14 protein-coding genes are annotated in these 14,025 nt (G+C 54.3%); 9 read left to right on the top strand and 5 right to left on the bottom strand.

The window, feature by feature from the left end; genetic code table 11:
* Positions 1–48: 48 nt before the first annotated feature.
* From EL361_RS06470 to EL361_RS06450, 5 genes are all read right to left on the bottom strand, one after another.
* On the bottom strand, positions 49–1,527 hold the full coding sequence (locus EL361_RS06470; RefSeq protein ID WP_126377762.1) for an SLC13 family permease: 1,479 nt from the start codon (positions 1,525–1,527) through the stop codon (positions 49–51).
* Between the two features lie 46 nt (positions 1,528–1,573).
* Positions 1,574–2,119, bottom strand: coding sequence for a hypothetical protein (locus EL361_RS06465; RefSeq protein ID WP_126377760.1), 546 nt, complete (start codon positions 2,117–2,119; stop codon positions 1,574–1,576).
* Between the two features lie 71 nt (positions 2,120–2,190).
* A complete protein-coding gene (locus EL361_RS06460) occupies positions 2,191–2,577 on the bottom strand; it encodes a DNA-binding transcriptional response regulator (RefSeq protein ID WP_126377758.1) in 387 nt (128 codons plus the stop codon).
* A gap of 247 nt (positions 2,578–2,824) precedes the next feature.
* Positions 2,825–3,169 carry a NifB/NifX family molybdenum-iron cluster-binding protein gene (locus tag EL361_RS06455; RefSeq protein ID WP_126377756.1) on the bottom strand — a complete coding sequence of 115 codons (345 nt, stop codon included), beginning with the start codon at positions 3,167–3,169 and terminating at the stop codon, positions 2,825–2,827.
* Between the two features lie 3 nt (positions 3,170–3,172).
* The gene (locus EL361_RS06450) at positions 3,173–4,600 is read right to left on the bottom strand and encodes a sigma-54 interaction domain-containing protein (RefSeq protein ID WP_126377754.1); all 1,428 of its coding nucleotides are present in this window, start codon (positions 4,598–4,600) and stop codon (positions 3,173–3,175) included.
* A 199-nt stretch (positions 4,601–4,799) separates the two neighbouring features.
* Here EL361_RS06450 and EL361_RS06445 point away from each other — a divergent pair, with 199 nt between their 5' ends.
* The 9 genes from EL361_RS06445 to EL361_RS06405 all read left to right on the top strand — a co-directional run bounded on the left by EL361_RS06445 (position 4,800) and on the right by EL361_RS06405 (position 14,011).
* Positions 4,800–5,399, top strand: a complete 600-nt coding sequence (locus EL361_RS06445) for a TrmH family RNA methyltransferase (protein ID WP_126377752.1) — start codon at positions 4,800–4,802, stop codon at positions 5,397–5,399.
* Positions 5,396–6,025 (top strand): L-threonylcarbamoyladenylate synthase, encoded by a 630-nt coding sequence (locus EL361_RS06440; protein WP_126377750.1) that lies wholly within the window; start codon positions 5,396–5,398, stop codon positions 6,023–6,025. The genes EL361_RS06445 and EL361_RS06440 overlap by 4 nt, the downstream gene beginning before the upstream one ends.
* A 633-nt stretch (positions 6,026–6,658) precedes the next feature.
* Positions 6,659–7,123, top strand: a complete 465-nt coding sequence (locus tag EL361_RS06435) for an NUDIX domain-containing protein (protein ID WP_126377748.1) — start codon at positions 6,659–6,661, stop codon at positions 7,121–7,123.
* Positions 7,124–7,167: 44 nt separating this feature from the next.
* Entirely contained in the window at positions 7,168–8,625 is a 1,458-nt protein-coding gene (gene glgA / locus EL361_RS06430) for a glycogen synthase GlgA (RefSeq protein ID WP_126377746.1), read from the top strand.
* Between the two features lie 48 nt (positions 8,626–8,673).
* Positions 8,674–8,982, top strand: coding sequence for an isoamylase early set domain-containing protein (locus EL361_RS06425; protein ID WP_126377745.1), 309 nt, complete (start codon positions 8,674–8,676; stop codon positions 8,980–8,982).
* A gap of 129 nt (positions 8,983–9,111) precedes the next feature.
* The gene (gene pdxA / locus EL361_RS06420) at positions 9,112–10,098 is read left to right on the top strand and encodes a 4-hydroxythreonine-4-phosphate dehydrogenase PdxA (protein WP_126377744.1); all 987 of its coding nucleotides are present in this window, start codon (positions 9,112–9,114) and stop codon (positions 10,096–10,098) included.
* A gap of 130 nt (positions 10,099–10,228) precedes the next feature.
* Positions 10,229–11,200: a UDP-glucose 4-epimerase GalE gene (gene galE, locus EL361_RS06415; protein WP_126377743.1), complete on the top strand. Its 972-nt coding sequence runs from the start codon at positions 10,229–10,231 to the stop codon at positions 11,198–11,200.
* Between the two features lie 113 nt (positions 11,201–11,313).
* Positions 11,314–12,270: a chemotaxis protein gene (locus tag EL361_RS06410; protein ID WP_126377742.1), complete on the top strand. Its 957-nt coding sequence runs from the start codon at positions 11,314–11,316 to the stop codon at positions 12,268–12,270.
* Positions 12,271–12,358: 88 nt separating this feature from the next.
* Positions 12,359–14,011, top strand: coding sequence for a glycosyltransferase family protein (locus EL361_RS06405; protein WP_126377741.1), 1,653 nt, complete (start codon positions 12,359–12,361; stop codon positions 14,009–14,011).
* Positions 14,012–14,025: the final 14 nt, after the last annotated feature.

Genomic DNA, 14,025 nt, shown 5'->3' with positions numbered 1-14,025 from the left:
GATTACGGAGCCGAGCCGTGGTCTTCAGTATAGCCCCGCCGCTGGCAGCTAGCCGCCGACAGGCAGGGTGGTTGACATGCCCATGAGGGGCCACAGGACGTAGACGGCGAAGCCTGTGACGATCATCAGCAGAATCGATGCCGGCACACCGTACATGAAGAACTCCCCACTGGTAAACTGCTTTGAGTTGTAGGCAATGGCATTGGGAGCCGCGCCGACCAGCAGCAGGAAAGGCATACCAGCCACAATCAGGGAGGAGAACAAAATGACTTCGCCGGTCACGCCCAGATAAGGCGCGATGACCAGGGCCACCGGGAGCGAGATCGCGATGGCGGCCACGTTCATGATGAAGTTGGTCATCATCATGACGAAGAAGGCGATGCTCATCACAAACACGAACCAGTGCGCTTCCTGGAACATGGTCAGCCAGTTAACGGCCATCCACTTGGCAGCGCCGGTTTCCCAGAGGCAGAAACCGATGGACATGGCACCGGCAAAGAGCAGAATAATATTCCAGGGAACTTCCTCCAGATCCTTGAGGTCAAGAATCTTGAAGACATAGAACAGGACCGTGGTCATCAGGATGATGGCGGTTTTGTCGATGGCCTGCAGCGCAGGGATAAAGGAGCGGAGGCTCATGATCACGATGGCAATACCCACGATGAGTGCAGCCATGATTTCATTCCGTTTCAGGGAGCCCAAAGAGGCGTTCAGTTCACGAGCCTTCTCGCGCAAACCGGGTATGGTCTTCTTTTCGGGCTTGCACACGACCATGAAGAAGCCCCACAGCAGGAAGGTCATCAGCCAGCCGATGGGTGCCATGTAGTAGCTGAGCTCGAAGAACGTGATGTCCTTGTCCATGATGTCTTTATAGAAGCCCAGGGCCACTGCGCCACGGGCCGCACCCAGCAAGGTGACGATGGAGCCCGCGCCTGCGACATAGGCCATGCCCATGAACAGACCCTTGCCGAACTTGGTGGGGGTCTTTGGGTCGTCGGTGTACAGGCTGTAGATGGCGATCAGCAGCGGGTACAAGGTCGCGGCCACTGCGGTGTGGGCCATGATGTGGGTCAGTGCGGCACAAACCACGAAGCTGCCCAGATAGATCATGGATGTTCGTTCGCCCACGATGTCCAGCATCTTGTAGGCAAGTCTCTTGGTCAGACCGGTCTTGGTAAACACGGTGCCGATGACCAGAGAGGCGAAGATGAACATTACGGATGGGTCCATGAAATCCTTGAACGCGGCCTTGGCCGGGCGGATCAGGAACATGGCCTGCAGGATGCCGATCATCAGTGAGGTCACACCAATGGGGACGACTTCGAATACCCACCATGTGCCTGCGAGCAGGAATACGGCGAGTGCGCCTTTGCCTTCTCGTGAGAGGAGGAAATGCTGGCCCTGGGGGTCCACAGCATCGGGCCAGGCGGGTGAATAATAGACAATCGTGAAGAGGCCCACGCCTAGCAGCATGAAGATAAGCCGTTTCCAGTCGAAGGATTCGGCGGTCTTGGTTGCGGCAGTCATGATAAAATTTACCTTCCGTCTTTGTCGGTTTGAAACAGTGGCTTGGCTATATGCTGCAGGCCAGGGTCAGTTCTTTGATCTTGCCGAATACATCGCCGTAACGCAGGACGCCAACGACCTTGCCGCCTTCGCGGACAAGAAGTGGCTGATGGATGCCGGCGACATAGCGATTCAAAGCCGAGCCAATAGATCTGTCGGCTTCGACATATTCATCTTCTTTAGGCTCATGCATGATATCTTTGATTTTCAGCATTGCGGCCTTTTGACAATAATTATCCAGAGGCTCGCCCCAGATGTCGTTTTCCTTGAATTGGTTGGCCATGTACTCTGGGGTCAGAATGGAACCTGGCGAAAGTGAATCGAGCAGGCTTTTGTATCCAGGTTCCAGAGCAAGGAAGACATCCATCATGGTGACTTTACCCATAATAGTGCCGTTGTCGTCAAATACCAGGGCGTCACGATGTGAGTGTCCCTTGTCTTTGGTGACCTTGTCATCATCAAGAATTTTGAAATAATCATAGAGGGAGTTCTCCAGTCCCACGGAAACGTATTCCGTAATGGGGATCATGAGCTCCTTGATCAAAACAGTCATTGAACATCCTCCTCCAGTCGTTTCGGGCGGCAGCGAATCGGTTCAGATTCTGGCTGGCCGTCTCCGGGCAATTACTCTTGCTTGTCCTCGGGCCTGGCCCGTTTTCCTGCGGCACGGATTTTTTCCAGAAGTTCGGTCAATTCAAAGGGAATCAGGATGTCGTCCCAAACGCCTCGCTTGCGGGCCTCCATGACGAAATCAATGCTTCCTCCGTTTTCAAGCAGAATGATTCCAGCTTTAGGTGCGGCATCATGCATGCGTTGGATTCGGCGTAAATCGTCTTCGTGTGACTCTCCGGTGGCATATAAAACAACGTCAGCCCCATGATCCGTCAGCACCCGCACGGCCTCCTCCGGATCTGCTTCCTCTGTGACGAGTAAGCCCTGCGCAGCAAGCAGAACCGAAAGCTGTTGTCGGAAGCTGTCCTCCGGCGCGATGAACAGGACGGTATACGCCATGATCGATCTGTCTCCTGGGCACGAGATGAATCGTGCACGGTTCTTTGCCAAAGCATATTGGCAAAATTTTCACAAGCATTTCGTTCTATGAGCAGAAAGCGTGCCATGAAAAAAGATGAATGATTCCAGGGGTGGTAAGATCAAGAAGGTGATGTGGAGACGTAATGAAACATTTTGAATCGAAAGGTGTGTTTCGATTTGTTTCAAAATGTTTTGAATGGGGTTGCGCGGATCCAGTTTGTCTGAATTATAGAGCCTTTGCTTCAAAGTCGAGGATGTCTCCCTGTGTGAGTGTCTCGGCATCCAGGGCTTCGACTACGGCATCCAGGTGGCCCACTACGGAGTCGTACACGGTGACGCCTTTCCATTCCAGATAGTCGTAGAATTTGTATTCAATGGCACCGGTGACTACAATTTCGGCTTTTTCAGTGAGTATCAGTTTGCACAACTCATCCGCTGAGGCAGAGGAGAGAACGAGCGTTTTGCCTTTGGGTGATGAATCCGGTCCGACCTGTCCGATCCAGACCTCTGCGGTCAGATCGAAGCGGGAGGCAACGTGGTCAAGGTCCAGGGTGACGAGTGCTTTTTTCATTGATTATCCTTTGTCATCCAGTCCGTGTTTCTTCATTTTGCGCCACAGGGTGCTACGTGCCCAGTTCAAGGTGTCGGCGGCTTGTCCTCGCCGTCCCTTGGCCTGTACCAAGGCGTCCATGATGAGCTCGCGTTCGGCATCTTCCCAATTTGCGGCGTGGGGGCGTGTGTCTGTGGGGCGTGCTTCGGTGTGTGGCTGTGGGATTTTGGCTGGTTGGGGGGCTGAGGCGTAACGCTCCGGGTTGGTCAGGTAGGCCGGAAGGTGATCCACGGTAATGGTTTCGTCTTCGCAGACGTTGACCGCATATTCTACGATATTGCGGAGTTCTCGGACGTTTCCCGGGTAGTGATAGTCAAGGAGCATGTCTTTGGCCCGAGGATCGAAGATCTTGACCCCTTTCTTGAAGGTGGTTCGAAAACGGTTGAGAAAATGATTCATGATCAATTCGGCGTCCTCGCCGCGTTCCCGTAAGGGGGGCAGGTGCATCCGGACAACATTCAGTCGGAAAAGCAGATCTTCGCGGAAGCGTCGCTCCCGGACCATCTCTTCGAGATTGCGGTGGGTGGCGGCGATGATGCGCACATCTACCTTGGCTGGCTTTGAGGCTCCGATGGGGTAGAAGGTCTTGTCGTCCAGAAAGGAAAGGAGTTTGACCTGCAAGGCCAGGGGGAGATCGCCGATTTCTGTCAGGAACAGCGAGCCGTTGTGAGCCAGGCGGAACCGGCCGCTCTTGTTTTCCACCGCACCGGTAAAAGCTCCTTTGACGTGCCCGAAGAGTTCGCTTTCCAGTAATGTCTCGGGCAGTGCGCCGCAGTTGACCTTGACGAAGGGGCCTTTGGCTCGGCTCGAGGCCTGGTGGATTGAATCAGCCAGAAGATCCTTGCCCGTGCCGGTTTCGCCAGTGATGAGTACCGATGAATCGGTCTGGGCAACGCTGGGGATCAATTGAAACAGGCTTTCCATTTTTGGGCTGTGGGCAATGATGCCGGCAAATCCGAAGGCTGCTTGTTTCTCGGGTTCGAGATTCTGGATGAGGCTCATGTTGTCCAGGGTTTCCATGTAGCCCAGGGTGGAGCCATCCATTCCCTGGATGCGTGCGGCGGTGATGCGGACCGGTATGCGCTGTCGGTCGACATTGATGATATCACCCTCTACGCACACCGGCGCTCCATCGTTATCAATGGACACCAGCGGGCAGTTCTTGACGCAGACATTGCTCCGCAGGACGTGTCGGCAGGGAAGGTTCATGACCCGTTTGGCTGGGAGTCCGGTCAGGACTTCGGCGGCCTGGTTCATGGCGACAACTCTTCTGTTCTTGTCGAGAATGACAACGGCAATGGGGATTTCATCCAGCAATGGCTGAAATGCTATGGGCGAGTTGAGAATCCCCTGAACGCTGGGGCTGGCTACTATGGAGATGGCGTCGGGCATGATGGTCTCGGTATGTTTCAGTCTTGAAACAGAATGGAACAAATTGACATGAAGTCGGGGGGGCATGTCAAGCTTGGGCTCTCTACGATGATCCTTTGGGGGCAGTTCCTCTCCTGAAACGACGCGGAGTGTGGTGAATTTTGCTTCCCGACAAAAAAAGTGTATTCACGGCCCCACGTAAAACCTGAAGGATAATGATATGAAGAAACTCCCCCAGTGCAGAACAGACAACCGCAAGGCCCGCGTTCGCCATGTTGTGGAACGCCGCCAGAAAGATCTTCGATTGCTCGTTGCCAATGTGCACGATCCGCATAATGTCTCTGCCATTTTGCGTAGTTGTGATGCCTTTGGCGTCAATGCCGTGGATCTGTATTATACCGACACCGCGTTTCCGAATCTGGGCAAGAAATCATCGGCCTCCGCCAAGAAGTGGGTCTCGCAACAGCGTCATACCGATGCTGCTTCGTTGGTGGGGGGATTGCGTGAGCAGGGCTATCAGATTCTGTCCACTGGTTTTTCGGAGCGAGCCAAGCCTTTGACCGAATGGAATATGGCTCTGCCCACCGTTATTATGCTTGGCAATGAGCACCGTGGGGTGGACCCGGAATTGGATGCATTGGTTCCGGATCAGATCTATGTGCCCATGATGGGGATGGTTCAAAGTCTCAACGTATCCGTGGCAGCTGCGGTCATCCTGTACGAGGCCTGGCGCCAGCGAAACGTCAAGGGAATGTATGATCGTCCCAGCTATGGAGCCGACGAGGTTGAAGCCATGATTGAGGAGTGGTGCTCAAAATGAGCCTGAGCTTTGCCGAGGCCTCGGCCATTATGGCCAGGGGCGGTTGCCTGGTTTATCCCACCGAGACGCTTTATGCCGTTGGAGCGGATGGTAGGGATGCAGGCGCGGCAGCGCGCATTTATCAGTTCAAGTCTCGGGACGTGGACAAACCATTACCATTGATATTGGGAGATGTGGGGCAGTTGTCCCTGGTCACGGATCTGAGCGATCCTGATCTGGAGCGCCTGGCTCGGGCTTTCTGGCCGGGGCCATTATCCGTGCTTGTTCCGGCCTTGAAAGAGCTTCCTGCTCTGGTGCACGACCGCCGGGGATTGACTAGTGTGCGAGTGACGCCACATCCTCTGGCTGCTCGTCTGGCTCTGGATTGTTGCGCGCCACTCATTGCCACCAGCGCAAATATCAGTGGACGCCCGGCCGTGGCTGACCCGAGGCTGCTTGACCTTGAACTGACTTCTCAAGTGGATGGAGTGCTGGCTGAAAAGCCCTGGCCTTCCGGTGGATTGCCGTCCACAGTTGTGGGGCTTGAAGGACAAGGTCGGCTCACGGTCTATCGCCAGGGGGCCGTATCGCTGGCTGCCTTACGCCGGGCGGGGTTCATGCCCGAGTCCCTGTCTCCGATGGTTTAAAATCTTATACTCTCCTCGTTGCCATCACGGCACATTCTCAAAACAGTACAAAATATTTTACTATGGAGCCCTTCGCCTCCGGTTTGCCTGATGGCAGAAAACCCACGTGTGGTAAGGGCTGAAGGGAATGTTTTGCCTTTGTCTGAGTTTGGCATGCTTAGTGCTATACTCTTAGCATCATCCATCCTTCGTTTTCGGGAAGCCGGCTACTCTCTTGGCGGAAGTAGCCGGTTTCCTCTTTTCTGAATCCATCCCTTCCCGTTTTGCGCCTTTCTTTTCTAATGCTCCCAATCACTGTGCAATGAGTAGTGCCTTGTCAGAGGACTTTGTGGCGAGTGCGAGTCTGTGCCATCTGCTCTGTTTGAGGGTAGGGGGGGTGATGTCCTAATTGTCTGTAATAAATGGTTATATCTTGAATCAATGAGCAGTTGAAATTCTTGTACCGTTAGCCGGGCGGTAGGGCGAAATATACTGAGGTTTTCTGTAAAGTGTCTTGTCAAAGGCATGCACCTGCAATATAAATCATTTATAATGAGAATACCCACTCCTCCAGATTTGAGGTGCAAGTGGGACTTCAGTCGTCAGCCAGTACCGTTAAATTTTGTGACGTAGCATACGTTTCGTGGAGATCAGATGGTTCTCGAAAAGCCCTGTCCGCATTGTGGGAAGTCCGTCCTGCACTATCGTAATCCCGTCCCCACCGTCGATGTCGTAATTTTTGAACCAGAGCGAGGTATTGTACTCATCGAACGTTCCAATCCCCCTCATGGCTGGGCCTTGCCTGGTGGATTCGTGGACTATGGAGAGACTGTTGAGGCCGCCGCAATCCGTGAGGCCCTTGAAGAAACAGGATTGCCTGTCACGTTGACCGGATTGCTTGGTGTGTATTCCGACCCTGAACGTGACCCCAGGCAGCATACTCTCAGTGTTGTCTATACAGCCCGAGTACCCGAAGGCTTGAACCCGCAGGCGGGAGATGATGCGGCAAGGGCACAATTTTTCCCTCTGGAAAAACTGCCCGCGGTCATGGCCTTTGATCACGCAAAGATCATTAATGATTTTCAGTGCAGGTACGGTGAGGTCGTTCCCGAAATGTAACGCGAAATACTGAGTCTTCGCATCTGTCACAGGAGATAGATTTGATGGCAAAGCGTCCACTTGTGCTCTTCGCCACATCCGAAATGTTCCCCTTTTCCAAAACAGGGGGATTGGCGGATGTATTGGGGGCGTTGCCATTGGCATTGCACCGAATGGGCGTGAATACGGCGGTGGTTACCCCCATGTACGGACGATTGTCATCGGGGGAGTGGCCTGTGCACCTGCTGCATTCAGGCTGTCTGGTGGGGTATCCGTGGGCACCGGTGACCTGCGATGTCTACATGGCCGATTACTACGGGATGCCTGTTTATTTCATCGATCGTGCCGAATATTTCGACCGCCGCTACCATTACTGCACGCATCACGGCGATTATTTTGATAATTGCGAACGTTTTTTGTTTTTTTCTCGGGCTGTTTTGGAGTGGGCCAAGCATCTGGGACAACCTCCTGCGATATTGCACCTCAATGATTGGCAAACCGGAGTGGCTGCAGCCTTTTTGCATTACTGGCGCAAAAAGGATTTCTTCTGGAAAGAGTCCCGCAGCGTCATGACCATCCACAATCTGGCTTTCCAGGGCCGATTCTCCAACAGGCTATTCGAGAACAGCGGGTTGCCCACCGAGGCATGGCAGATGGATGGCGTTGAGTTCTATGGAGATTTTAGTCTGCTCAAGGCAGGAATTGCCTATGCCGACGCCATCACCACCGTCAGCCCCGGATATGCTGAAGAAATAGTGACCCCTGAATATGGCTGTGGACTGGAGGGGATTCTGTCACATCGCTCCCACCTGCTCTTTGGCATCTTGAACGGAGCGGATTACGATGTGTGGAGTCCAGATGGGAATCGTTTTTTGAATTGTCCCTATTCCCATGACAGCCTCGAGGGCAAAAAAGACTGCAAGCGCAATTTGCTGGGGGCGTTTGATATGGACCCGGCGCTGATGGACAGGCCACTGCTGGGATTCATCGGCAGGCTGCGGCAGCAGAAGGGCATTGATCTCGTTTTGGATGTCATGGCGAAGCTGATGGATTTGGATGTCGGCGTGGTTGTTCTGGGCGAGGGAAATCCTGAGTTTGAACAGCGATTGTCCGAGTTGGTGGGCGAATATCCGGGGCGGCTCCGTGCGCACATCGGGTATACCGAGGAATTGGCGCATGTGATCCAGGCGGGGGCTGATATCTTCCTGATGCCTTCCCGCTACGAGCCCTGTGGCCTGACTCAGATGTATGCCCTGCGGTTTGGGACAATTCCGGTTGCTACTGCGGTGGGTGGGCTTAAGGACACCATTATCCCTTATCCGAAACCAGGATCAACGGGGTTTACTTTTGCTCGTCCCGATGCCGATTTGCTGGCAGAAACCGTGGGGCGGGCCGTGGCAGTGTGGGACAAGTCGCAGCAGTGGAGGGCCATGTGCCAGCGCGCCATGGCAACGGAGTTTTCATGGGATACCGCGGCCAAGCGGTATCTGGACGTGTATCGTCTGGCTGGGGCGACGCTCTGACCGGATGAACAACTCAAGGCGGCTGTGTCCGCAGACGAGGAGAATCCCATGGCATTGAAGAAACAGCATTTGAAGACAAAGTCGTTGGTGAAAGTGACTTTCCGGCTGGATAAGGCTGCGGCCCTTGATGCGGAAAATGTATCCCTTGTTGGTGATTTCAACGAGTGGAACGTTTATGCCACGCCGATGAAGCGCCTGAAGGGTGGGTCTTTCAAGGTTGACGTGTCCCTTGAGCCGGGAAAATCCTATGAGTATCGCTATTTGATAGATGAAACGAACTGGGAGAATGATTGGGACGCAGATCGCTATGTACGCAGTACTTTCGGGAATTGCGATAACTCAGTGGTGGATCTGTAACGAGACCCTTGCCTTGAGAACCGCTCGGTGTGTTTCTCCAAGAGTATTGGATGATTCACCTTCCGATCGCTTTGGTCAGTGGCGCGCAGGACTGGACCACCTCTCGGCCATGGCGTAAGACCATGCGTTATGAATCAATCACCTCTTCTTCTTACTCTGGGCGATCCTAACGGGCTTGGGCCGGAACTGGTCTGTCGTCTGCTGGGCGATGGCTCGTACGATGGTCGTCCGTTGGTCCTGATTGGTCCCGAAGAATCTTTGGATCATCACTGTGAACGACTTGGTTTGCGCCGATTCTGGACCGAAATCGATACAAGTGGCGTAGCCTCGGCTTCGGCTTCCATCTCCCTGTATACACCGCCGGAACAGGGCGTGTTTACCATGCGATCTGGGCAGGCTCATCCCGAAGGCGGTCGTGCTGCCGGGTTGGCCCTGGAAGCAGCCTGTGAATTTCTGAATGCAAAGCAGAGTCCCGGAGTGGTCACCTGCCCTCTGAACAAGGCCATGCTCCAGGATGCGGGGTTTGATTTTCCTGGTCATACCGAGTTCTTTGCCGAGCGTTTGGGTGTTGGGCGCGAGAACATCTGCATGCATCTGGGAGGACCGAAACTACGGGTTTCGCTGGTGACTACCCATCCCCCTCTGACTGAGGTTCCGAGTCTGATTACACGCGAGCGTATCCTTCGCTGTCTGGAATTGACCTGGGGATTGGTCTCAAAGTTGGAGCCCGCCCCGGCCCCCATTGCCGTGTGCGGCTTGAATCCGCATGCTGGTGAGAGCGGGAAGATTGGGTCCGAGGAGGCGGCCATCATCGCACCGGCCATTGAAGAAGCCCGTGCGCGGGGGATATCGGTAGAGGGACCTTTCCCCGGAGATACCATTTTTCATTTTGCGGCCAAAGGGCTCTATTCTGCCGTGTTGGCCATGTACCATGATCAGGGCCTCGCACCTCTGAAGCTGTTGCATTTTTCCGAAGCCGTGAACGTGACTTTGGGATTGCCGGTTGTGAGGACTTCAGTGGATCATGGAACTGGCTACGATATTACAGGTAAGGATGTCGCCGACACAGGGAGTCTGGCTGCGGCCTTGGCCCTTGCTGAACGCTTGTTGGACTGAAGAGAAATGCTCTGGTTATCGCGAGGCGGCGTCTGGCAGAATACTGTTTGATGCCTTGCCTTGGGTGATTTCAATCCAGATCAAGATTGTTCTCAGGGGAATGAGTTATTTGTTCAACCATGGAGGAGCAATGCTTCCTGTTCTTGTGACCGGCGGAGCCGGATATATTGGCAGCCATACCTGCAAGGCTTTGGCCCGGGCCGGATTTACACCCATTGCCGTGGATAATCTTGTGCATGGGCATGGCTGGGCCGTGAAGTGGGGGCCGCTGGAACAGGGTGACATCGGTGATCGGGCCTTCATGGATCGGGTTTTTGCCCGCTACAGGCCTGTGGCAGTGCTGCATTTTGCCGCATTCATTGCCGTGGGCGAGTCCGTGGCCGACCCGCAGAAATATTACGGCAACAACGTGGCGGGAACCTTGACACTGCTTTCCGCCATGCGTGCCGCCGCCTGTGAGCGGATTGTGTTTTCCAGTACTGCCGCCGTGTATGGTGAGCCTATGCAGGTGCCCATTGCCGAGGCCCACCCCCTGGCACCGGTTAATCCCTATGGTCGCTCCAAGCTGATGATCGAGCAGATGCTGCGCGATTTCGACCATGCGTATGGCACTGGCAGTATATGCCTGCGTTATTTCAATGCTGCCGGGGCCGATCCGGATGGTGAGTTGGGTGAAGAACACGATCCTGAGACTCATCTAATTCCCCTTGCCGTGGGTGCCGCCTTGGGCAAACGTCCTCCACTAAAAATTTTTGGGGATGACTATGATACCCCCGATGGTACTGCCTTGAGGGATTATATCCATGTGACCGACCTGGCAGGCGCTCATGTGTTGGCCGTGAAACGCTTGCTGGATGGTGAGTGTTCCGAGGCCTATAATCTGGGGACAGGCACGGGCAACTCGGTGCGCGAGATTGTCGATGCAGTGCATCGGGTCTCGGGAAAGGAAGTGCCTTATGACTTTGCCCCAAGACGCGAGGGCGATGCTGCACGGCTTGTGGCTTCTGCCGAGGGAGCCAAAGCAGCACTGGGATGGCAGCCGAAATACACGGATATCGAGACCATCGTAAAGACCGCTTGGCGCTGGCACGCGGCTCGTTAGTGTGTCGTAAGGAATTATTGAGGCGTGGGCTTTACCTCTCTTTCATGCTAGTCTGATATGATTCTGCTTCGGACTGTTGACGACCACTGTCCGGGGTATATGGGGGACCTAGCATGAGTCAGACTGATATTCTTCTTGAGTCGGGCACCAACGAACTTGAGATCGTCGAATTCTACATTGATGAACAACTTCCAGATGGTGAAGTCTATCGCGGCCACTACGGTATTAATGTCGCTAAAGTCCTTGAGATCATTCGACAGCCCGGCATAACCCAACTGCCCACACAGACCAAGACAGCGGTAATGGGGACATTCAATCTGCGTGATCGTGTGATTCCGTTGATTGATTTGGCTCGTTCTCTGGGGAAAAAAGCTGCCCCGGTTGATGAACCCAAGGTTGTGGTCACCCGGTTCAATGAGGTGATCAATGCCTTTCTGGTTTCCGGAGTGACTCGTATTTATCGTCTGAGCTGGGAGCAGGTCGAGGCGCCCAAGCAACATATGCTGGACATGACCGATGATTCCATTACCGGTGTCGTGCGCATCGATGATCGTGTGGTTTTTCTTTTGGATATGGAAAAGATCGTGGGGGATCTGAACCCTCGATTTGCCTTGTCCGTAACCGACGACGAAATCGACCATGATGATGACTTTGTCTACAAGACGCTTATTGTGGATGACTCCCCGACCATCAGGCGAATGATCCAGGCTTCTTTGCTCAAGATGGGGTTCGAGGTGACTCCCGCCATAAACGGCAAGGATGCCTGGGACAAGCTTGAAGCCATGATGGCCGGGATTCAGGAGAGTGGCGATCCCCTGAATGATCATCTGCATGTCATCATTTCGGATATCGAAATGCCCGTCATGGATGGCCACAGTTTGACCAAGCGCATCAAGGATACTCCTGGCCTCAAGGATGTGCCCGTGTTGCTGTTTTCATCGCTCATTACTGAAAGCCTGCGCCATAAAGGGGAGGCCGTCGGAGCTGACGATCAGATCTCCAAACCGGACATGAAGACCCTGGGCGACCGTTCCAAGTCGTTGGCCAACACCTACCTCGGGCGGGCCTGATTTTTCTGTCGGTTCTTCGTGCTTCTTCGAGGTCGCATGATGCTTCTCAAGGTATTGCCGGAATTCGTCTGACGGAGTAACGTCCGGCATGCGTATTTGCGTCATCAATGCCCCCGTCTTTTGTCGAGCTTTCAAGGCCTTGGGTCATGAAACTCTCGATCTGCGCCTGTCTCCGGGGCCGCAGGATATTGTCGCTCAGTTGAAGTCTCATGACTTCGAACCAGACTTGTTGCTGGAAATCGAATTGCTCAGTCCCCGAACAATACTCATGGGACTGGGGGATTTGTCGTGCAAAAAGGTTTTCTGGTCGGTGGATACCCATCTCAATGCCTGGTGGCATCGAGCGTATGGCCGAATGTTCGATCTGGTTCTTACGACTCAGGATAGCTGGATTCCCGTGCTGGAGAAACTGGGGCTGAAGGAGGTGCACCATCTGCCCTGGTGTGGTTCGCGACGAGCCTACAAGCCCTGGAATGAGAGAACATCCAGGATGTGTTTTGTGGGGCGGATTACCTCCGCGCGCAAGGTGCGCAAGCGCATGGTGGATTACCTGTGCCGCGAACATGGTCTCGATCTGGTGCAGGACGCTAATTTTTCTGAGATGATGGGGCATTACGATAATGCTTGGGTGGTTCCTAACGAGTCCATCTTCAGTGAAATCAATTTTCGATTGTTCGAGGCCGCTTCCTGCGGTTGTCTTGTTCTGAATCAGGAGGTGTCTTCGGACATCGGCCGGCTATTCGAGCCCGGACGTGAAGTGGAGGTCTATTCCACAATCGTCGAGCTGGATGTTCTTGTGCGCAAGCATCTTGCTAACCCCGAGATTACAAGGAGTAAGGGCCGGGCGGCTTGGGCGCGAGTCCAGGCAGAACATCTACCACGGCACAGGGCTGAACGTATTCTTGAGCTGGCTGAATCAGCGACCGGGGCTGAGGTTGGTCCGGCAGCGGATTCCTTTGCCTGGGAGTCCGTCTTTCGATTGAATGAAGCGGGAATGTTTGAATCTGATTTGGGACAAGCGGCCGCAGGAATTGCTGTGCGGAGTTGCTCCCCCTGTGGAATCGCGGCGCTGATGCGTTGTCTGAACTGGGCAGGGAGAAAGGATGAAGCTCTGCCCATGGCCGCAAAACTGGTTGCCAAGAAACTGCATTCTGATTCTTTTGAGGTCAATCTGACGGGTTCGGGACTGGCCTTGCGACATGGGCAGTGGAATTTGGCAAAGGCCTTCTGGCTCCGTCATGGGCAGGCTGGCCACTTTGCCAAATTCGAGATTCCAGAATCGCCTTTCAGACTCTGGATGCTTTGGGCCGCGGAGTGTGAACGGCATTGGATATCCGTGCGCAGCGGTCTTTGCTATGATATCAGACGTGGTATTCCCGAATCTGCGATGGATTGTCTGATGGAAGCCAATGAAATCGAGCCGGGGCATCTGGATGTGGCCGAGCGCGTTGACGTCGTGCTTGCTCGTCAGGGGAGTGGTGGCGATGGATTCCGCTTGCATGTGCTGTCACATTTGGGCTTGCACAGGCCGGAGGACTGGCGGCTCGGTCTTGAGTTGGCCATGATCAACCTGCGGGCCATGCGTCTGGACGAGGGGCTTCAGGAGTTGCAACTTGCCCAGAACGCGGCGACTGATAAGGGCGAGAATAATCGTTTCCTGCAGGTGCTCGCCTCGCGTGACCCGCAAGGTGTGCTGACCAGCTTGCTGGCCGATGAACTCCCAGGATATCTGTCTCGGTGATGTGAGGCGTTGAT

This window comes from Desulfovibrio ferrophilus, from assembly GCF_003966735.1.
GTDB classification, from domain to species: domain Bacteria; phylum Desulfobacterota; class Desulfovibrionia; order Desulfovibrionales; family Desulfovibrionaceae; genus Desulfovibrio_Q; species Desulfovibrio_Q ferrophilus.
Note: the sequence above shows the minus strand (reverse complement) of the source record. Positions and strands in the feature narration are given on the sequence as shown.

Bases quoted from the DNA above. Each gene is read 5' to 3' on its own strand.
- EL361_RS06455 (WP_126377756.1), bottom strand. From the start codon at position 3,169: ATGAAAAAAGCACTCGTCACCCTGGACCTTGACCACGTTGCCTCCCGC.
- EL361_RS06425 (WP_126377745.1), top strand. From the start codon at position 8,674: ATGGCATTGAAGAAACAGCATTTGAAGACAAAGTCGTTGGTGAAAGTG.
- EL361_RS06465 (WP_126377760.1), bottom strand. From the start codon at position 2,119: ATGACTGTTTTGATCAAGGAGCTCATGATCCCCATTACGGAATACGTT.
- EL361_RS06435 (WP_126377748.1), top strand. From the start codon at position 6,659: ATGGTTCTCGAAAAGCCCTGTCCGCATTGTGGGAAGTCCGTCCTGCAC.
- EL361_RS06410 (WP_126377742.1), top strand. From the start codon at position 11,314: ATGAGTCAGACTGATATTCTTCTTGAGTCGGGCACCAACGAACTTGAG.
- EL361_RS06470 (WP_126377762.1), bottom strand. From the start codon at position 1,527: ATGACTGCCGCAACCAAGACCGCCGAATCCTTCGACTGGAAACGGCTT.
- EL361_RS06440 (WP_126377750.1), top strand. From the start codon at position 5,396: ATGAGCCTGAGCTTTGCCGAGGCCTCGGCCATTATGGCCAGGGGCGGT.
- EL361_RS06460 (WP_126377758.1), bottom strand. From the start codon at position 2,577: ATGGCGTATACCGTCCTGTTCATCGCGCCGGAGGACAGCTTCCGACAA.
- EL361_RS06450 (WP_126377754.1), bottom strand. From the start codon at position 4,600: ATGCCCGACGCCATCTCCATAGTAGCCAGCCCCAGCGTTCAGGGGATT.
- galE (WP_126377743.1), top strand. From the start codon at position 10,229: ATGCTTCCTGTTCTTGTGACCGGCGGAGCCGGATATATTGGCAGCCAT.
- pdxA (WP_126377744.1), top strand. From the start codon at position 9,112: ATGAATCAATCACCTCTTCTTCTTACTCTGGGCGATCCTAACGGGCTT.
- glgA (WP_126377746.1), top strand. From the start codon at position 7,168: ATGGCAAAGCGTCCACTTGTGCTCTTCGCCACATCCGAAATGTTCCCC.
- EL361_RS06405 (WP_126377741.1), top strand. From the start codon at position 12,359: ATGCGTATTTGCGTCATCAATGCCCCCGTCTTTTGTCGAGCTTTCAAG.
- EL361_RS06445 (WP_126377752.1), top strand. From the start codon at position 4,800: ATGAAGAAACTCCCCCAGTGCAGAACAGACAACCGCAAGGCCCGCGTT.